Source organism: Pseudomonas sp. UF-293, from assembly GCF_058245595.1.
The window spans coordinates 21,173-40,264 of record NZ_JBSICA010000034.1 but is presented as its reverse complement, the minus strand read 5'-3'; the positions used below and the strand labels follow the sequence as shown (position 1 = coordinate 40,264).

Below are 19,092 nucleotides of genomic sequence, written 5' to 3'. Positions count from 1 at the left end.
CAACAATAGCCGATAAGCTGAGCGCCATACACCTCTTGTGAGATCGCGATCATGCGTACTTCAAACTATTCCGGTATCTGGCTGCCGATCTTCGCCGGACTTTGCGCCAGCCTGGTCAGTATTGGCCTGGCGCGTTTCGCTTACACGCCATTGATCCCTTCGCTGATTCAGGCGCAGTGGTTTTCAGCCAATGATGTCGTCTATCTCGGCGCGGCCAATCTGGTTGGCTACTTGATTGGCGCCCTCCTCGGTCGGCCCATGGCTCATCGACTGCGCAACCGCAACGCCTTGCGTCTGATGATGCTGGCAGTCACGGCAGCATTTTTTGCGTGTGCCTATCCGCTGTCGGTGAGCTGGTTCTTCGGCTGGCGTTTGCTGTCCGGGATTGCTGGCGGCGCGATCATGGTGCTGGTCGCGGCAACCGTGCTGCCTCATGTTCCGGCGTCACGCAGAGGCTTGGCCAGTGGCGCAATCTTTCTTGGTATCGGCCTCGGGATTGCCGGCTCCGGAACCCTCGTGCCGCCGCTGCTGACCCTTGGCTTGCAGGCAACCTGGCTGGGACTGGGCGCGCTGGCGTTGTTGTTGACCGCGCTGAGCTGGTTCGGCTGGCCTGCGGATACCGCGCAAGCCGTCGCAGCGCACACAACGTCAGCCGATGAGCCGACACCGCCGGGCGTTTACCTGTTGTTCGCACAATACGCGTTCATGGCCGCCGGGCTGGTGCCTGCCATGGTGTTTCTGGTGGATTACGTGGCTCGTGGACTGGGCGCCGGGGCGCATATCGGCGCAATGGTCTGGGTCATGTATGGCCTGGGAGCGATTGTCGGGCCGGTGACTTACGGGTTTCTGGCTGACCAGCTTAACGCACGCACAGGTATTCGGCTGGTGTTGGTAGTGCAAGCCATTGCCCTCGGTTTATTGGCCGTCACACATTCGTTTCTGGCGCTGGCTTTACTGGCGGTGATTCTCGGCTCGTTCCCGCCGGGCATCGTACCGCTGGCATTGGCGCGGGTGCATGAGCTGGTGCCGTCGCATCACCGTCAGCAGATCGCCTGGAGCCGCGCAACCGTGTCGTTCGCCACCTTTCAGGCGCTGGCAGGGTTTGCCTATTCCGCGCTGTTCAATGCTTCGGGCGGCCAGCATACGCTGCTGTTTATGATCGCCGCCGGCGCGATCGGCGTTGCCCTGCTGCTGGAGCAAGCCATGCGCTGGCTGCCCGCTGCGACTCAAACTCGTTGCGCGGCGAACTGAAGGGAATCATTGCGCGCTCGCAGCGCTCCCATCTACACGACCTTTTTCACAGGAATTGACATGTCACTGCCCAACGAAATGACTCGTATCGAAATCACCCAACCAGGCGGCCCGGAAGTATTGCAAGCCAGACGCGTGTCTCTGCCAAGCGTTGCCGAAGGCCAGGTGCTGATCCGCGTTCACGCCGCCGGCATCAATCGCCCCGATGCCCTGCAGCGCGCCGGCAAGTATCCGATGAAACCCGGCATGGACCCGATCCCCGGTCTCGAAGTGGCTGGCGAAGTAGTCGCGCTCGGCGCCGGAGTAACGCGGTTTGCGCTCGGCGATCGTGTCTGCGCACTGACCAATGGCGGCGGTTACGCCGAATATTGCGCGGTTCCAGCCGGCCAGACTTTGCCTGTACCGGATGATGTCGACTGGATTCAGGCCGCTGCGATTCCGGAAACCTTTTTCACCGTATGGGCCAACCTGTTCGGCCTCGGCGGCGCCACTGCCGGCCAGCGCGTGCTGATCCATGGCGGCACCAGCGGCATCGGCACCACCGCGTTGATGCTCTGCCGTGAGTTCGGCATTGAGGCGTTCGCCACTGCCGGCAGCGCTGAAAAATGCGCCGCGATCAGCCAGCTGGGCGGGCAACCGATCAACTATCGGGAAGAGGATTTCGCCAAGGTCATTGCCGAGAAAACCGCAGAACAAGGCGTGAATGTGATTCTCGACATCATGGGTGGCTCGTATCTGAACGGCAACATCAGCGCGCTGGCAATGGACGGGCGTTTGGTAATGCTCGGCTTTCTTGGCGGCGCCCGCGCCAACGACATCGATCTGCTGGCGATCCTCGGCAAACGCGCGATGGTGACCGGTTCGCTGCTGCGCGCGCGCACGGCTGCGGAGAAAGCAGCCATTGCCGATCAGTTGCAGGAACATGTGTGGCCCGCACTGGCCGCCGGGCGCTGCCTGCCAATTATCGACAAGGTCTACCCGCTGGCTGATGCGGCTCAGGCCCATGCCCGCATGGAGGGCGGCGACCATATCGGCAAGATCGTGCTGCAAGTGGCATGAGCGATTGCAGCATTTTGTAATCGTTGCGCATGGGCGGTGGTCGAAATTAATCACGCGCAGACCGAGGCATCTGGTAAAAAGCGTTCTTTGTCTGCGCAGTGGTGAAACGATTAATGTTCCTGTCCTTCCTGACTCGTCTGCGACGCCGCCGCCTGGCGTTCGCCATGATGGCCGCGCTGATTATTGGCGTGCCGACGAGTTGTGCGGTGCTGGAACACACTGAGCGCAAACTGCTGTTCCGCATCGAACCGGGTACGGCCGGCTGGTATCGCGGTCTGCCCGGCAGCGTTCAAGAACTCGATCTGCAACCGAAAAGCTTCAAGGCGGGGCAGAACATCCATGCCTGGTGGTGGCCGGCGGAACGTGCCAATGCGCCAGCGATTCTGTATCTGCATGGCGTGCGCTGGAATCTCACCGGGCAATTGTTTCGCATCGAACAGCTGCGGGCGGCGGGCTATTCGGTGCTGGCCATCGACTATCGCGGGTTCGGGCAGAGCAAGGGCGATCTGCCTTCCGAGAGCAGCGTTTATGAAGATGCCCGCGTTGCGTGGGAACGCTTTCAACTGCTGCAACCGGATCCGAACAAACGCCTGATTTACGGTCATTCTCTCGGCGGTGCGGTGGCGATTGATCTGGCCGCTGAGCTCGGAAAGAACGCCGCGCGTAACCACACACCTCTGCCGGTGCGCGGACTGGTCATTGAATCGACCTTCACCTCACTGGCCGATGTGGCCGCCGCGGTGGCCAACACCTCGCTACCGGTGCGCTGGTTGCTGTCGCAGAAATTCGACTCCATCGACAAGATTGCCGACATTCACATGCCGCTGCTGGTGGTGCATGGCCTGGCTGATGCCTTCGTACCGCCGCGCTTCAGCGAACAACTGTTCAATGCCGCTGAGCAGCCCAAGCGCCTGTTGCTGGTGCCGGGAGCAACGCACAACAACAGCATGGCGCTCGGTGGCCAGGGTTATCGCAAGGCTCTGGATGCGTTGATGCAAAGCAAACCGTTGCCCAGGGTTGCCGGGCCGGCGGTGGCCAAAGGCTCTCGCGACTCTTGAACCAAATAGTCAGCTTGGTTGAAACAGTCTCAGCGCCGGGCCAATTCGTGGCGCACGCATTGCTCGTAATAGGTCTGCTTGACTGCTGCCGGTTTGAGCTTCGAACTGCTGTTGTAGGTCTGCTCGGTAATCCCCATCGCAGTCATGCGCATCCATGGCTGCTGGAAGCGGCGAACCTGCAGTTGCTTGCGCGCGCCATACAGCGAAACCCCGGACAGCTTGGATTGCTGCGCACCGGCAGCAATGTCCGAGCCCCAGGTACAGGCAAAGCGATGGCCCTTGCTTAACTCTCTTGCCTGCAATCCCGAGGCGATCAAAGCCAGGGAAAACGCCGCAACGGTGATGACAATCGTCCGCATATTGCCAGCCTAACCTTTTGAAAAAAAGCGATTTTGCCGGGGTGCATTGCGTCTGGGGGCCAGCAATTTGCCTGCTGGCGGGATTTTTTTATCAAGGTGAATTCGCCGCTCGTCCAGTAGCGCGCACCTTTGGCCGGCTGGCCTATCCAACGCAGTACATCCACCGCGTAGAAGGCCAACGTGATGAACAAGAAAATGCTCGCCCTGTGGTTTTCCAGCCTGTGCCTGATCGGCCCGCTTCACGCCTGGGCAGCCGAAACGATAGCGGGTGCCGCCACCCCTGCCACCGCCCTGCCTGGTGTCAACCATGCAGACAGCTCTCGCGACCATGACGAAAAGGCGAACAAGAAAGGCGAAGAGTCGTCAGGCGCCAACGCGGGTTCACAGCCGCATGAAACAGAGAAGGATGCCGCGACGTCGAGCGACTCCAGCGACATAGATAAAAAACCCGCTCAGTAAGAGTGGATTCGCTTTTAGTAACGAAAATCCGATGTCGAAACTAGCGCAACACAGGGTGATATCAATATGATGCGCGCACTGGCGACCATAGAGGGTGGCCAGAGGAAAATACATCCAAGGAATGCAAATGAAAGATTTCGTCATCGGCGTCAATAACATCGTTCTCTACATCGCACTGGCAGTCATCCTGATCGTGTCTCTGTTCATGATGAGCCAAAGCTTTCTTTCGGGGCTCGGCATGTTCGTAGGCGGCACCCTGGGGTGGTGCATCGTCTCCGGCTTTTGGTTCGTGCAGTCGGCGACCTACGAAGAACTGCGCAAGCTGAACTCGAAAACCAGCTGATCTGCGCCGAGCATTCGTTAAAGAGAAAAGGCCAATGTCATCGACAGTGGCCTTTTTTTTAGCGTCGAAGAGGCTGGTTCTTCATTGCTTGGTGCACTGAGCACCAAGCCCCATGCCCATGGAACCCAGAGCAACCATCGGGCCGCTCGGCAGTTCGCACGTATATTCACCGCTTTCGGTTTGAGCGGTATAGAAAGTTGTATTGAAGTCGCTGCGGATATTGGAAACCTTGATTACAGGTTTGCCGATGGTGGTCTGTGCGCGATTTTTGAGATCACTCTCTCCCGGTTTGACAGTCTGGCAACCAGAGACCGCGAGCGCCAATGTTGCGAATAAAACGAGAACCGGGATAGTCCTTGATGAGTTCATGCAGATCGACCTTTTTGATTTTCATACCGGAAAAATTCTGGCAATTAGCTGCCAAGCCAAAGGACTTTAAAGTCGAGCCGGAACAGGGGCAATTAGGTCGGATGTGCTAATGGCTAAAGGCTAGCGGCGCGCTCAGCGAAGCCTTGCGACTGCCTTCGGTATCGCAGGAAGCTGCTAATCGGTTTGTAAAATGTCTATCTGCAAGCGATCGCCGCCCTCCTCTCGGCAATCGAAACGAACCGGCAAAAACAGCTCAATAACTTCGATGTTGCTGCGCAGGTGGTCAGTCATGCGCGGCGTGGTGAACGATCCGCCGCCGGCCAGCGCCATTGGCAACAACAACTGATCGGCCAGGTGCTCCGCGACCGCCGCATCACTACGCAACCAGTCCGCAGCCTGATTGATCGCGGCATCAGCGACCTTCTCGGCGCGCAAAGACACTTGGCCAAACGCGCTGAACACCTCAGTGACATATTCGAAAACATATTCCAGCAATAATACGTTGCCCGGGCCGCGTGCCGGATCAATCGTCACCGGTTGCAGCGCCGCCGGTGGCCAGTTCAAACGCTTGGCCACCTGACTCAGTTCTCGTTGAGCGACACTGGGCGCAAGTCCGGCAGTCAGCGCCAGAGCCTGTTGTGAAATCGCCTCGCCCGCCGCGCTCACGCAGATCCAGTCGCATCAGGCTCGAAGGCTGCACTCGTACTTCAATCTCGCCACCGCCGGCCGGCACAAAACCATGACGCATCAAGTCCAGCTCGACATCCCCGCCCATGCGCCGCAGCAGCGGTAACCAACTGCGCGAGAGGAAATCGGTCGGCGGCGCCAGCGGATTGTGCGTGCCGCCAGAGATCGTCACTCGACTGGCCTGCGGTGCCCGCATCAGGGCTGGTAGCAAAGTCTGCAGAACCAGCGTGCAACTGCCCGCCGTGCCGATGGCGAACTTGAATTCACCTGCGCGGATTGCGCCCGGTTCGAAGCTCAAGGCCTGCGACCCCAAATGCGCACCGGAGATCCGCGCACCACAAACCTCGGCCGCCGCCATCACGGCTGTCAGATGCTGACGCAGCAATCCCGGACGGCTGCGTCTGGCGCGAATCTGTCCAATGCGAAACGCCCGGCCCGTCACCATCGACAGGCTCAGCGCACTGCGCAACACCTGGCCGCCACCAATGGCGCCGTCCAGTTCTATCTTTTCTTTCATTGCAAATCCTTACGCATACAACCCGACGGTGTACCTGAGCTATCGATGCAGCCGTCGCAGGTTTTCCTGAGTTCTGAATAATGTCGGGATTTCGCGCTAGAGTTCAGCTGCGATGCACCGGTGCAGAGCCGGGCGACGTCGCCCGGAAGCGTTCTCGCCGGCACTGATTGCTATCCCTTGACGCACACCACCTGACGCAGGGTGTGCAGCACTTCCACCAGCTCACGCTGGGCGTGCATGACTTTGTCGATGTCCTTGTAGGCCATCGGAATTTCGTCGATGACCGCTTCGTCCTTGCGGCACTCCACGTGGGCGGTGGCGCGAATCTGATCGGCGACGGTGAACGTATTTTTTGCCTTGGTGCGGCTCATGGTACGCCCGGCGCCATGACTGCAGGAACTGAACGACTCCTCGTTGCCGAGACCGCGAACGATGAAGCTCTTGGCACCCATCGAGCCCGGAATAATCCCCAGTTCACCCTTCTTTGCCGAAACCGCTCCCTTGCGTGTAATCAGTACGTCTTGACCAAAATGCCGCTCCTTCTGCACGTAGTTGTGATGGCAGTTGACCGCTTCCAGCGCGACCTCGAAAGGCTTGCGAATGATCTGCCGCGTCGCCTGAATCACCGCACGCATCATCAGTTCGCGGTTCTGTCTGGCGAAATCCTGAGCCCATCCCACTGCTTCCACGTAATCATCAAAGTGCTGGCTACCTTCTTCGAAATAAGCCAGGTCACGGTCCGGCAGGTTGGCGAGGTGCTGACGCATATCGGCTTGGGCCATTTGGATGAACAGGTTGCCGATGGCGTTGCCGACACCTCGTGAACCACTGTGCAACATGAACCAGACACGGTTCGCTTCATCCAGGCACACCTCAATGAAGTGGTTGCCGCTGCCGAGCGTCCCCAAGTGCCCACGGTTGTTGGTGTTGGCCAGTTTCGGATACTTGTCGGTGATCAATTTGAAGCGCGGCTGCAACCCCGCCCTGGCCTGATCAGCCTGCTGAGGAATCTCGTCCCACGCGCCTTTGTCTCGCCGCGAACGATTGGAACTGCGGCCATGTGGCACCGCTTGTTCGATTGCAGTACGCAAGCCATGCAGGTTGTCTGGCAGATCTGCAGCCGTCAGCGACGTACGCGCAGCGATCATGCCGCAACCGATGTCGACGCCCACCGTCGCCGGAATGATCGCGCCAACTGTCGGGATCACGCTGCCGATGGTCGATCCCTTGCCCAAATGCACGTCCGGCATCACTGCCAGATGCTTGAAGATGAATGGCATTTTCGCGGTGTTTTTCAACTGCTCGCGAGCCTCGTTTTCTACCGGAACGCCTTCGGTCCAGAGTTTGATTGGCTTGCCGTTGGCGACTTCGAGAAGTTGGTAGCTCTGATCTTTCATGAATCGTTGTCCCTGTTTGTTTCCATGGGCATTGCAGCCGCTGTGCCAGCTGCGTATGTCGCGCCTTGTTATTTGATCCATCCCCTTGATTTAGAAGGCCTTATTAATTTTTTGAGTCGGTCTCCGCATGCAATCGACGACAAAAAAGCCTCAAGGAAATTATCATTGCCTATCGTCATTTATCTTCTGAGATAAGCATGTCTGAAAAACTCACTGTCGCTATCGGATTTATCGGAGCCACTCTCGATCGCGTCGGTAAAGGCGCAAACCGATGGAGCCAGTGGCGTCCCACAGTCGGCCTTTGCCAACAAGCCAATCTGCCGATCCATCGGCTTGAACTGATTCACGGCCTCGATGCGCGCGACGTCAGCCTCGCGGAGCGCGTCACTGGCGACATTCAGCAAATCTCTCCAGGTACCGAAGTGCGTCTGCATCCGATGTCGCTGCGCAACCCTTGGGATTTTGAGGAGGTGTACGGCGCCCTGCACGACTTCACCACGACTTACAACTTCGACACCGAGACTGAGGATTACCTCGTACACATCACCACTGGCACCCATGTTGCGCAGATCTGCTGGTTCCTGCTCACCGAAGCGCGCTATCTGCCGGCCCGCCTGATCCAGACGTCTCCAGCCAAGCGCAAGAGCGTTAACGAGCCCGCCTGCGGCACGCATGCGCTGATCGATCTCGACTTGTCGCGTTATGATCGCATCGCCTCACGCTTCGCCAGCAAGCGCCTCGAAGGCCTGCAGTTTCTCAAGTCCGGCATCGCCACGCGCAACTCTGCATTCAACCGTTCCATTGAACAGATCGAACGCGTAGCGGTGCGTTCCAAAGCGCCCATGCTGCTGATCGGCCCGACCGGCGCCGGCAAATCCTTCCTGGCCCGACGTATCTACGAACTCAAACGCAATCGCCATCAGATGCAGGGGCGCTTTGTCGAAGTGAACTGCGCCACCCTGCGTGGCGACGGTGCGATGTCGACCCTGTTCGGTCACGTCAAAGGTGCGTTCACCGGTGCGCAAAACGCTCGCGAAGGCCTGCTGCGCGCTGCCGATGGTGGCATGTTGTTTCTCGATGAAATCGGCGAGCTTGGCGCAGATGAACAAGCAATGCTGTTAAAGGCAATCGAAGAAAAACGCTTCTTCCCGCTGGGCTCGGACAAAGAAGTCGAGAGTGATTTCCTGATCATCGCCGGCACCCACCGCGACTTGCGCAGCCGGGTCGCCGAAGGCGCGTTTCGCGAGGACCTGTACGCTCGGATCAATCTATGGACGTTCGACCTGCCCGGCCTGGCCGGTCGCCGCGAGGATATCGAGCCAAATATCGATTTCGAACTGGAACGCCATGCTCGCGAGCATGGGCAGTGGGTGCGTTTCAATCTCGAAGCGCGCCGACGCTACCTGGCATTCGCCAGCTCACGCGAAGCAACCTGGCTGGGCAACTTTCGCGAACTGTCCGCATCGATTACGCGGATGGCGACGTTGGCCGACAGCGGGCGTATCGACGAAGCGCAGGTAGACGAGGAGATTGATCGATTACGGTATGCGTGGAGCTTGACGCAACCCGCTGCGGTGTCGGCTGACTTACCGGGAGACGGCGAGAAGATGGACTTGTTCGACCGTTTGCAACTGAAGGCGGTTATCGAGGTATGTCGTCAGGCGGAGAGCCTGTCAGATGCCGGCCGACGGCTGTTCGGTGTTTCCCGGCAGGCCAAAGCGCAGCCCAATGATGCTGATCGATTGAGGAAGTATCTGGGGCGGTTCGGACTTGAATGGAGCGAGGTAGTCGGCACGAAGTAAAGCTGCATTCCTGCTTATGCTGCGTCAATGAATACCGTAGAAAAAATGAATTAGCCGCCTGATCTCTCGGTCAAGAATTATGAACGCAGTAAATCTGACGAGGTGACAGCAATGACTATCCAGGCAGAGACACTCGTACAACTGACCGAAGCGCTTCAAGAGCGCGGCATGAAGATGGTTTCCGATGTTCATTTCACTCGCGCGCCCTACCGATACAACCACCGCTGGATCTGTATCGTAGAGTGAACATGCTTGTTGCCGGCGCCTGTATAAACGCATCCGCCCCCCGCCGCCGCTCGGTTTCGCCCTCTCAAGTCTAGATAACCGTCTGTGCTAGGGGATGTCGATAGAGGGTTCGGCGACAATAAAAACCCGGCGCGATGGCCGGGTCTCCTGAACTATAAAAACTGATCGAGCTTACTTGGCGCCGCCATTATCTCGGCCCGTCTGGGCATCTTGATCAGAGCCGGGATTACCGGGTGGCGGATTCCAGTCTTCTGGTCGTTCATCAGTGCCCTGCTTCGGCTCAGAATCAGCTTGCTCCAGACCGGAATCATGACCCTCGCCGAAGTCAGGGGTTTGTTCGCTTGGACCCGGATATGGCGCCTCAGGGCCGTTGTTGTCGTCGATCATCATTCTCTCCCGTCAGTGGCGCAGGGGCTGCGCTTACTATTCAGAGAAGATGCGCAGACTGGGAGTGCGATCTGCTCGACGAGCGGGTATAAAAAAGCCCCGTCCAACGATCGGGCTCAGCTATCCGATGAATCATTTATTCCGTTGCAGCCAACCTATCAACATGAAAACCAATCCAGGTATCAATAACCCCGGCGCGACGTATGCAAAGGTTCCGCTGGCGAGAAGACCATTAAGGCCGAAAACAAAGCCGCAAACTGCGAGCGGCAGCCCAACGACAAACATTGGCTGTTTGAACGCTTTGTCCATGACTCGACTCCTTTCAAGTATTTTTATTAATAACCTACCTGACGGCGCGTGCATGGGCGGAAAAGGATGACGTGATCAATGCGCTTTATACAGACCTTCTGCCTGCCACGGGCCACCCAACTTGGAGTTGAAGGCTTGATCGGAATCCAGAAGCCCCCAAATCTAACACGCATGAAAAAGGCCAATGCTGTGAACATTGGCCTAAGTCATTGAAAAATATGGTCGGGACGGAGTGATTCGAACACTCGACCCCTAGCACCCCATGCTAGTGCGCTACCGGACTGCGCTACGCCCCGACTGATATTGCATTTCGCTCTTCACCTCGAAGAACGCTCAAGAATATATCGCAAGCTTTTGAAAACTGGAAGTATTCAAACGCTGCTTTTTATTTCTTGAGTACCACCAGGACGTCTTCCAATTCCGCAATCATCTGCCGAATCATCTGTTTGTACTGAGTGGTATCGTCTTTGGCCTCGTCGCCGGACAGGCGCAGACGTGCGCCGCCGATGGTGAAACCCTGATCGTAAAGGAGCGCGCGGATCTGCCGGATCATCAGCACGTCCTGGCGCTGATAATACCGGCGGTTTCCGCGGCGTTTGACGGGGTTGAGCTGAGGAAACTCCTGCTCCCAATAGCGCAGCACGTGTGGCTTTACGGCACACAGCTCGCTGACTTCACCGATGGTGAAGTAGCGTTTGCCCGGGATGACGGGTAGTTCGTCGTTATGACTTGGTTCCAGCATAAGCCTCAACTCGGGCCTTCAACTTCTGCCCTGGACGAAAGGTGACCACACGGCGAGCCGTGATCGGGATTTCTTCCCCCGTTTTCGGGTTGCGGCCAGGCCGCTGGCGTTTGTCCCGAAGGTCGAAATTGCCGAAACCGGACAATTTGACCTGCTCGTTGTCTTCAAGAGCGTGCCTGATTTCCTCGAAAAACAGTTCGACCAATTCCTTGGCTTCCCGCTTGTTCAGGCCCAGCTCTTCATACAGACGTTCCGCCATCTCAGCTTTCGTCAAAGCCCCCATACGTCACTTCCTTAACGTGGCGTTCAACCTTTGTTCGAGCGAGGTGAGGATATTTTGCGTCGTCGAATTCACCTCATCGTCATTAAGAGTGCGCGATGGATGCTGCCAGGTCAAGCCAACTGCAAGGCTTTTTCTATCAGGATCAATACCTTTACCCTGATACACGTCAAACAGCCTGAGCTCTGTGAGCCATTCGCCTGCATTTTCACGGATTACGTCCAGTACAGCCGAGGCCGCGACATCTTTATGTGCGATCAGTGCAAGGTCACGACGCACTTCAGGAAAGCGCGACAACTCGTGGAATTTCGGCATTTTACCGAGCGCCACTTCCGCCAGAACCAGCTCGAAGACGAACACCGGACGATCCAGCCCCAGCGCCTTCGACAGCTCAGGGTGAATTGCACCGATATAGCCTACCTCGCGACCTTCACGCTCGATGCGCGCGGTCTGACCCGGATGCAGCGCCGGGTGTTTGCCCGGAGCAAAGGTGAACGAATCCAGAGCACCGGCGAAACCCAGCACCGCTTCAACGTCGGCCTTGACGTCGAAGAAGTCGACGGTGTCGCGACCCTGCGCCCAGCCTTCCGGCAAGCGGCTACCGCAAACAACCCCGGACAACATCGGCTCTTGCTTCAAGCCGTCAAGCTGACCAACGAAGCGCAGGCCGCTCTCGAACAGACGCACGCGATCCTGCTGACGGTTGAGGTTGTGCTGCAGCGCTTTGACCAGACCTGGCCACAACGAAGAACGCATGGCCGCCATGTCGTTGGAGATCGGATTGGCCAGCAACAGCGGCTCGACGCCCGGATTGAACAGTTCGAACTGACGCGGATCGATGAAGCTGTAGGTGATCGCTTCCTGATAACCACGAGCAACCAGCAAACGGCGCAGCTCAGGCAGATCGCTACGCGCTTCGGCCTTGGCTTGCGGGGCCAGACGCGCTTGCGGGTAGCGAACCGGCAGACGGTTGTAACCGTACAAACGAGCCAGCTCTTCGATCAGGTCGACTTCCAGGCTGATATCGAAGCGGTGGCTTGGTACTTCAACACGCCACTGCCCTTCCCCTTCAGCGGTAATGTTCAGACCCAGAGCGCTGAGCAGACGCTCGACCTGTGCCGCATCCATTTCCATGCCAAGCATCTGCGTGATGCGCTGGGCACGCAGGGTGATCGGCGCAATCGACGGCAGATGTTGCTCGCTGACGGTTTCGATAACCGGACCAGCTTCGCCACCAGTGATTTCCAGCAGCAGGCCAGTGGCGCGCTCCATGGCTTCACGGGCCAGCTTCCAGTCAACGCCACGCTCGTAGCGATGCGAAGCGTCGGTGTGCAAGCCGTAAGAACGTGCCTTACCGGCAACAGCGATCTGGTCGAAGAACGCAGATTCGAGGAACACATCGCGCGTGGTCGCGGAAACACCGCTGTGCTCGCCACCCATTACGCCGGCGATCGCCAGTGCACGAGTGTGGTCGGCGATGACCAGCGTATCGCTACGCAGGCTGACTTCCTGACCGTCGAGGAGAACCAGCTTCTCGCCCTCTTCAGCCATCCGCACACGAATGCCGCCATTGATTTCGGCGAGATCGAACGCGTGCAGTGGCTGGCCCAGCTCGAGCATCACGTAGTTGGTGATGTCCACCGCAGCGTCGATGCTGCGCACTTCGGCACGACGTAGACGTTCAACCATCCACAGCGGCGTCGGCTTGGACAGGTCGACGTTACGGATGACCCGACCCAGGTAACGTGGGCACGCGGCTGGGGCCAGCACCTCGACCGAGCGCACTTCGTCGTGCACCGCTGCAATCGCAGCTACCACAGGACGGGTTACCGGCACGGCGTACAGCGCGCCGACTTCACGAGCCAGACCGGCCAGGGACAGGCAGTCGCCTCGGTTCGGAGTCAGGTCGACCTCGATGCTGGCGTCTTCCAGATCCAGGTATACACGGAAATCTTTGCCCACCGGCGCATCGGCCGGCAGCTCCATCAGACCGTCGTTGCCCTCACCGACCTGCAGCTCGGCTTGCGAGCACAGCATGCCGTTGGACTCGACACCACGCAGCTTGGCTTTCTTGATCTTGAAGTCGCCCGGCAGTTCTGCGCCGATCATGGCGAACGGAATCTTCAGGCCCGGGCGCACGTTTGGCGCTCCGCACACGACCTGGAAAGTTTCCGCACCATTGCTGACCTGGCACACCCGCAACTTGTCGGCGTCCGGATGCTGCTCGGTGCTGAGCACCTCGCCCACCACGACACCACTGAATACACCGGCGGCCGGCGTAACGCTATCGACCTCAAGACCGGCCATCGACAGACGGGCTACCAGCTCGTCGCGATCTACCTGCGGGCTAACCCAGCCACGCAGCCATTGTTCACTGAATTTCATCCTGCTCTCCTAAGAATTCGTTACGACTAGCGAAATTGCGCGAGGAACCGCAAGTCGTTGTCGAAGAACAGACGCAAGTCGTTCACGCCGTAACGGAGCATGGCCAGACGCTCGACGCCCATGCCGAAGGCAAAGCCGGAGAACTCTTCCGGGTCGATGCCGGACATGCGCAGCACGTTCGGGTGAACCATGCCGCAGCCCATGACTTCCAGCCAGCCCGTCTGCTTGCAGACGCGGCAGCCCTTGCCGCTGCACATCACGCACTCCATGTCGACTTCGGCGGATGGCTCGGTGAACGGGAAGTACGAAGGACGGAAACGTACGGCCAGTTCTTTCTCGAAGAACACCCGCAGGAATTCTTCGATGGTGCCTTTGAGATCGGCAAAATTGATATCGCGATCAACCAACAGGCCTTCGACCTGGTGGAACATCGGCGAGTGGGTGATATCGGAGTCGCTGCGATACACGCGGCCCGGGCAGACGATGCGGATCGGCGGCTGCTTGGATTCCATGGTGCGGACCTGTACCGGCGAGGTATGGGTGCGCAGCAACATGTTGGCATTGAAATAGAAGGTGTCATGCATCGACCGGGCCGGGTGATGGCCTGGGATGTTGAGCGCTTCAAAGTTGTGGTAGTCGTCCTCGACCTCAGGGCCCTCGGCGATGCCGTAGCCAATGCGGGTGAAGAACTGCTCGACGCGCTCCAGCGTCCGGGTGACCGGATGCAGACCGCCAGAGGTCTGGCCACGGCCCGGCAACGTCACGTCTATGGATTCGGCAGACAGTTTGGCAGCCAGCTCGGCTTCTTCAAACAGGGCCATGCGCGCATTGAGAACGCCTGTAACACGTTCCTTGGCAACGTTGATCAGCGCACCGACTTGCGGACGCTCTTCGGCCGGCAGATTCCCCAGGGTCTTCATCACCTGAGTCAATTCGCCCTTCTTGCCAAGGTATTGAACCCGGATTTGCTCCAGGGCATTGATATCTTCAGCGCTTTGCACAGCCTCTAGTGCTTGAGAGACCAGCGCATCCAGGTTTTCCATGTACAGACTCCAGATACAAAATAGGGGAAGAGCTTGAAGGCTCTTCCCCTATTTATGACGTTTAACACCTGGCCCCACAGAGGTGAGGCCGGGTGACTGTCGGGGGTACTTAAGCCAAGGTGGCTTTAGCTTTCTCGACAATCGCAGCAAACGCCGCTTTTTCGTTCACTGCCAGATCAGCCAGAACCTTGCGGTCGATCTCGATGGACGCTTTTTTCAGGCCAGCGATGAAACGGCTGTAGGACAGACCGTTAACACGAGCACCAGCGTTGATACGAGCGATCCACAGAGCGCGGAACTGACGTTTTTTCTGACGACGGTCACGGTAGGCGTATTGGCCTGCCTTGATTACCGCTTGCTTGGCAACACGGAATACGCGGGAGCGTGCGCCGTAGTAGCCTTTAGCAAGTTTCAGAATTTTTTTGTGACGCTTACGGGCAATGACGCCACGCTTTACACGAGCCATGAGTTACTTCCTCTATTCTTGACTAAATTAACGAAGGCGCAGCATGCGCTCGACTTTTGCCACGTCAGACGGATGCAGCAAGCTGCTACCGCGCAGTTGACGCTTACGCTTGGTCGACATTTTAGTCAGGATGTGGCTCTTGAAAGCGTGCTTGTGCTTGATGCCGTTAGCAGTTTTCAGAAACCGCTTGGCAGCACCACTTTTGGTTTTCATTTTTGGCATGTTCGGATACTCCGCATTCAGTTGATAAACATAATCAGAAGGCCTGCCGTGCCCTGTTGATTACTTCTTCTTTTTCGGGGCGATGACCATGATCAGCTGGCGTCCTTCCATCTTAGGATGCTGTTCGACCGAACCGTACTCGAGCAGGTCTTGTTCAACCCGCTTGAGGAGTTCCATCCCCAGCTCCTGGTGGGCCATCTCACGGCCGCGGAATCGCAAGGATACCTTGGCCCTGTCCCCGTCACTCAGGAAACGTACCAGGTTGCGCAGTTTTACCTGGTAATCCCCTTCCTCCGTCCCTGGACGAAACTTGATTTCTTTAACCTGAATCTGCTTCTGGTTTTTCTTCGCCGCGGCAATCTGCTTCTTCTTCTCGAAGATCGACTTGCCGTAGTCCATCACCCGGCAAACAGGCGGGACTGCGTCTGCGGAAATTTCCACCAGATCAAGCTTTGCTTCTTCAGCGATACGAAGCGCTTCATCAATCGAGACGATGCCAATCTGCTCGCCATCAGCGCCAATTAACCGAACCTCGCGTGCCGAGATATTCTCGTTGATCGGGGCTTTCGGTGCAGCTCGTTTATCTTGTCTCATTTCACGCTTAATAATAATTACTCCGAATCTGGGCGACCACGCCGGGAAACCGCTTGCGCGAGAAACTCAGCGAACTGGGCGACGGGCATCGAGCCCAGGTCAGCACCTTCACGAGTACGCACAGCGACAGTCTGCATCTCGACTTCCTTATCTCCGATAACCAAAAGATAGGGAACCTTGAGCAAAGTATGCTCGCGGATTTTAAAGCCGATCTTTTCATTTCTCAAGTCGGACTTGGCACGAAATCCGCTTTCGTTGAGAGTTTTTTCGACCTCTGCAACAAAATCTGCCTGTTTATCAGTGATATTCATGATCACTGCCTGGGTTGGCGCAAGCCAAGCAGGGAACGCACCTTCGTAGTGCTCGATCAGAATCCCGACGAAACGCTCGAACGAGCCGAGGATCGCGCGGTGCAGCATCACAGGGTGTTTGCGGCTGTTGTCTTCAGAGACATATTCAGCGCCCAAACGGACAGGCAGGTTAAAATCGAGCTGCAAGGTACCACACTGCCAGACACGACCGAGACAATCTTTCAGCGAGAACTCGATCTTCGGCCCGTAGAAGGCACCCTCGCCCGGCTGCAGATCGTACGGCAGGCCAGCAGAATCAAGGGCTGCAGCCAATGCTGCTTCAGCGCGATCCCAAAGCTCGTCGGAACCGACGCGTTTTTCCGGACGAGTGGACAGTTTCATCTCGACTTCGGTAAAGCCGAAATCGCGATAGACATCCATGGTCAGTTTGATGAACGCGGCGGACTCGGCCTGCATCTGCTCTTCGGTGCAGAAGATGTGCGCGTCGTCCTGAGTGAACGCTCGCACGCGCATGATGCCGTGCAACGCACCCGACGGCTCGTTACGGTGGCAGGCACCGAACTCGGCCAGACGCATGGGCAACTCACGGTAGCTTTTCAGGCCCTGATTGAACACCTGCACATGGCATGGGCAGTTCATCGGCTTGATGGCGTAGTCGCGGTTCTCCGACTGAGTGGTGAACATGTTGTCAGCGTAGTTGGCCCAGTGCCCGGATTTCTCCCACAGGCTGCGGTCGACGACTTGAGGAGTCTTGATCTCAAGGTAGCCGTTGTCGCGCTGGATCTTGCGCATGTACTGCTCGAGCACCTGGTACAGCGTCCAGCCGTTCGGGTGCCAGAACACCATGCCCGGGGATTCTTCCTGGGTGTGGAACAGGCCCAGGCGCTTGCCGATCTTGCGGTGATCGCGCTTCTCGGCTTCTTCGATACGCTGGATGTACGCTGCCAACTGTTTCTTGTCTGCCCAAGCGGTGCCGTAGACGCGCTGCAATTGCTCGTTCTTGGCGTCGCCGCGCCAGTAGGCGCCCGACAGTTTGGTCAGCTTGAAGGATTTCAGAAAGCGCGTGTTCGGCACGTGCGGACCGCGGCACATGTCGACGTATTCTTCGTGATAGTACAGACCCATGGTCTGCTCGTTCGGCATATCCTCGACCAGGCGCAGCTTGTAGTCTTCACCGCGAGCCTTGAACACTTCGATCACTTCAGCCCGCGGAGTGACTTTCTTGATGACGTCGTAATCTTTCTCGATCAGCTGCTGCATGCGCTGTTCGATAGCCGCCATGTCTTCCGGCGTGAAAGGCCGCTCGTAGGCGATGTCGTAGTAGAAGCCTTCGTCGATGACCGGGCCGATGACCATCTTCGCGGTCGGGTACAGCTGTTTGACCGCGTGGCCAACCAGGTGCGCGCAAGAGTGGCGAATGATCTCCAGCCCCTCTTCATCCTTTGGCGTAATGATTTGCAGGGTCGCGTCGCTGCTGATGATGTCGCTGGCGTCGACCAGTTGGCCATTGACCTTACCCGCGAGCGTAGCCTTGGCCAGACCTGCACCAATGGATGCGGCGACCTCGGCTACGGAAACCGGGTGATCGAATGAACGTTGACTGCCGTCGGGAAGAGTAATAGTTGGCATGGCGCCTCCTCTCCTAGTGGTGACCCCTACCAAAGGTCACGTGGGTTGGGATGAGCCAGTACAAGATCCGATCCAGGCCATTCAATGACGAACGCCTGCCTTACAGCGGCAGGAGCCTTGCGGCCAACCGGAAAACCGAACCAGAGTGACTGGGATTCAAATCGAAAATAATCGCACGCTGACCGCTTCGGGACGGAAGGTCATCCGAAGCCTGAGAACGCTTGAGCCCGGCATGCTAGCACAGATGAGCGGTCGCTCACGCCCTGATTTGGCAGAAGGCGAAATGTCCGATTTTATGCCAGAGTGCTGAACTTGATCGGCCCTTGCGCCCTCAGATAACAAGACATTGACCCACAAGGAGCATCCTCGCATGCGTCTGAAAAGCTTATTCGCCGTCCTCGCCCCCGTCGTTATGCTGCTGCCACTGAGCGCCCATGCCGACTGGCCAAAAGGCGAGCGCGAGAAGTACATGGCCCAGTGCACTCAGGCTGCGACCCAGCAAATTGGCGCTGCTGCGGCAAAATCCCACTGCGCTTGCGGTGCTGACGCTATCAAGTCCTATCCGGCCAGCGACCTTCAGGCATTGATGGACAACAAGGCGACTCCTGAACTGCAACAGAAAGCCCTCGGGCAGATCGCCAAATGCAAGGCAAATACCGCCCCGAAAAAATAAGAAAACCGGGCATTAACATTGGCTGAAAGGCGGAAAAAAGTGCAGGAAATGAGCCTTTTCAGACGATTTATGCAGGTTTTACAGGTTTTTTTATCGTCTTTACGTTTCGCTGAAAGCCTTTCAAACCGGGGCTTTCAGCAGAAACGGGTGGTAAAGAAAACACGACTGATTGGCAAACAGCACGTCCGGGGGGCTACCAAAGCGAACATTTCGACTATGATACCCGGGTGTGCCCAGTTGGCCTGAGCAGCACAGTACTACTGAAAATATATGTTTCTTGGAGATACACCATGTCTAATCGCCAAACCGGCACCGTTAAATGGTTCAACGATGAAAAAGGCTTCGGCTTCATCACTCCTCAAGGTGGCGGTGACGACCTGTTCGTACACTTCAAAGCTATCGAATCCGACGGTTTCAAAAGCCTGAAAGAAGGCCAGACCGTCTCTTTCGTGGCTGAGAAAGGCCAAAAGGGTATGCAAGCTGCACAGGTTCGCCCAGAGTAAT

General features: G+C 57.5%; 21 protein-coding genes, 1 tRNA gene and 1 pseudogene. 8 read left to right on the top strand and 15 right to left on the bottom strand.

The annotated features are described in order from the left end of the window. Window positions 1–51 precede the first annotated feature (51 nt). The 3 genes from AC4IHP_RS24415 (at window position 52) to AC4IHP_RS24405 (ending at window position 3,368) form a co-directional block, all read left to right on the top strand. A complete protein-coding gene (locus AC4IHP_RS24415; RefSeq protein ID WP_460118068.1) occupies window positions 52–1,251 on the top strand; it encodes a YbfB/YjiJ family MFS transporter in 1,200 nt (399 codons plus the stop codon). Between the two features lie 60 nt (window positions 1,252–1,311). Next, entirely contained in the window at window positions 1,312–2,310 is a 999-nt protein-coding gene (locus AC4IHP_RS24410) for an NAD(P)H-quinone oxidoreductase (RefSeq protein WP_490832943.1), read from the top strand. 113 nt (window positions 2,311–2,423) lie between these two features. Then, complete coding sequence (locus AC4IHP_RS24405) at window positions 2,424–3,368, top strand: alpha/beta hydrolase (protein ID WP_460118062.1); 945 nt, start codon at window positions 2,424–2,426, stop codon at window positions 3,366–3,368. Between the two features lie 29 nt (window positions 3,369–3,397). Here AC4IHP_RS24405 and AC4IHP_RS24400 read toward each other — a convergent pair whose 3' ends face one another. Next, window positions 3,398–3,727: a hypothetical protein gene (locus AC4IHP_RS24400; protein ID WP_460118059.1), complete on the bottom strand. Its 330-nt coding sequence runs from the start codon at window positions 3,725–3,727 to the stop codon at window positions 3,398–3,400. A gap of 183 nt (window positions 3,728–3,910) precedes the next feature. Between AC4IHP_RS24400 and AC4IHP_RS24395 the strand changes: the two genes are divergently transcribed. Together AC4IHP_RS24395 and AC4IHP_RS24390 are read left to right on the top strand one after the other, a co-directional pair. Beyond that, window positions 3,911–4,186 carry a hypothetical protein gene (locus tag AC4IHP_RS24395; protein WP_490832942.1) on the top strand — a complete coding sequence of 92 codons (276 nt, stop codon included), beginning with the start codon at window positions 3,911–3,913 and terminating at the stop codon, window positions 4,184–4,186. Between the two features lie 127 nt (window positions 4,187–4,313). Beyond that, on the top strand, window positions 4,314–4,529 hold the full coding sequence (locus tag AC4IHP_RS24390; RefSeq protein WP_041478566.1) for a hypothetical protein: 216 nt from the start codon (window positions 4,314–4,316) through the stop codon (window positions 4,527–4,529). A gap of 81 nt (window positions 4,530–4,610) precedes the next feature. On the opposite strand, the gene AC4IHP_RS24385 is transcribed toward AC4IHP_RS24390, so the two are convergent. The 3 genes and pseudogenes from AC4IHP_RS24385 to AC4IHP_RS24375 all read right to left on the bottom strand — a co-directional run bounded on the left by AC4IHP_RS24385 (window position 4,611) and on the right by AC4IHP_RS24375 (window position 7,499). Then, the gene (locus tag AC4IHP_RS24385; RefSeq protein WP_490832941.1) at window positions 4,611–4,898 is read right to left on the bottom strand and encodes a hypothetical protein; all 288 of its coding nucleotides are present in this window, start codon (window positions 4,896–4,898) and stop codon (window positions 4,611–4,613) included. A 174-nt stretch (window positions 4,899–5,072) separates the two neighbouring features. Then, window positions 5,073–6,102 (bottom strand): annotated as a pseudogene (gene rtcA / locus AC4IHP_RS24380) (RNA 3'-terminal phosphate cyclase). Between the two features lie 170 nt (window positions 6,103–6,272). Continuing rightward, window positions 6,273–7,499: an RtcB family protein gene (locus AC4IHP_RS24375; RefSeq protein ID WP_490832940.1), complete on the bottom strand. Its 1,227-nt coding sequence runs from the start codon at window positions 7,497–7,499 to the stop codon at window positions 6,273–6,275. Between the two features lie 197 nt (window positions 7,500–7,696). Here AC4IHP_RS24375 and rtcR point away from each other — a divergent pair, with 197 nt between their 5' ends. Then, window positions 7,697–9,301, top strand: a complete 1,605-nt coding sequence (gene rtcR, locus AC4IHP_RS24370; RefSeq protein ID WP_490832939.1) for an RNA repair transcriptional activator RtcR — start codon at window positions 7,697–7,699, stop codon at window positions 9,299–9,301. Between the two features lie 417 nt (window positions 9,302–9,718). On the opposite strand, the gene AC4IHP_RS24365 is transcribed toward rtcR, so the two are convergent. From AC4IHP_RS24365 to thrS, 11 genes are all read right to left on the bottom strand, one after another. Next, entirely contained in the window at window positions 9,719–9,934 is a 216-nt protein-coding gene (locus AC4IHP_RS24365) for a hypothetical protein (RefSeq protein WP_490832938.1), read from the bottom strand. A 132-nt stretch (window positions 9,935–10,066) separates the two neighbouring features. Then, window positions 10,067–10,243: a hypothetical protein gene (locus AC4IHP_RS24360; protein WP_460118037.1), complete on the bottom strand. Its 177-nt coding sequence runs from the start codon at window positions 10,241–10,243 to the stop codon at window positions 10,067–10,069. 219 nt (window positions 10,244–10,462) lie between these two features. Further along, window positions 10,463–10,539 (bottom strand) — tRNA-Pro (locus AC4IHP_RS24355). A gap of 89 nt (window positions 10,540–10,628) precedes the next feature. Continuing rightward, window positions 10,629–10,985: a MerR family transcriptional regulator gene (locus AC4IHP_RS24350; RefSeq protein WP_003179985.1), complete on the bottom strand. Its 357-nt coding sequence runs from the start codon at window positions 10,983–10,985 to the stop codon at window positions 10,629–10,631. Further along, window positions 10,966–11,268, bottom strand: coding sequence for an integration host factor subunit alpha (gene ihfA, locus AC4IHP_RS24345; protein WP_002553164.1), 303 nt, complete (start codon window positions 11,266–11,268; stop codon window positions 10,966–10,968). Before ihfA ends, AC4IHP_RS24350 begins: the two co-directional genes overlap by 20 nt. A gap of 3 nt (window positions 11,269–11,271) precedes the next feature. Then, window positions 11,272–13,650, bottom strand: coding sequence for a phenylalanine--tRNA ligase subunit beta (pheT, locus tag AC4IHP_RS24340; protein WP_485611154.1), 2,379 nt, complete (start codon window positions 13,648–13,650; stop codon window positions 11,272–11,274). Between the two features lie 26 nt (window positions 13,651–13,676). Continuing rightward, entirely contained in the window at window positions 13,677–14,693 is a 1,017-nt protein-coding gene (gene pheS, locus AC4IHP_RS24335) for a phenylalanine--tRNA ligase subunit alpha (RefSeq protein WP_003226365.1), read from the bottom strand. 109 nt (window positions 14,694–14,802) lie between these two features. Then, entirely contained in the window at window positions 14,803–15,159 is a 357-nt protein-coding gene (gene rplT, locus AC4IHP_RS24330) for a 50S ribosomal protein L20 (protein WP_002553161.1), read from the bottom strand. A 27-nt stretch (window positions 15,160–15,186) separates the two neighbouring features. Beyond that, complete coding sequence (gene rpmI, locus AC4IHP_RS24325; protein ID WP_002553160.1) at window positions 15,187–15,381, bottom strand: 50S ribosomal protein L35; 195 nt, start codon at window positions 15,379–15,381, stop codon at window positions 15,187–15,189. A gap of 60 nt (window positions 15,382–15,441) precedes the next feature. Further along, window positions 15,442–15,993, bottom strand: coding sequence for a translation initiation factor IF-3 (gene infC / locus AC4IHP_RS24320; RefSeq protein WP_169432615.1), 552 nt, complete (start codon window positions 15,991–15,993; stop codon window positions 15,442–15,444). Then, on the bottom strand, window positions 15,993–17,915 hold the full coding sequence (thrS, locus tag AC4IHP_RS24315) for a threonine--tRNA ligase (protein ID WP_039762094.1): 1,923 nt from the start codon (window positions 17,913–17,915) through the stop codon (window positions 15,993–15,995). The genes infC and thrS overlap by 1 nt, the downstream gene beginning before the upstream one ends. A gap of 370 nt (window positions 17,916–18,285) precedes the next feature. Here thrS and AC4IHP_RS24310 point away from each other — a divergent pair, with 370 nt between their 5' ends. Next, window positions 18,286–18,588 carry a hypothetical protein gene (locus AC4IHP_RS24310; protein WP_490832937.1) on the top strand — a complete coding sequence of 101 codons (303 nt, stop codon included), beginning with the start codon at window positions 18,286–18,288 and terminating at the stop codon, window positions 18,586–18,588. A 290-nt stretch (window positions 18,589–18,878) separates the two neighbouring features. After that, window positions 18,879–19,091: a cold-shock protein gene (locus AC4IHP_RS24305; protein WP_003179963.1), complete on the top strand. Its 213-nt coding sequence runs from the start codon at window positions 18,879–18,881 to the stop codon at window positions 19,089–19,091. The last annotated feature ends 1 nt before the right edge of the window (window position 19,092 follow it).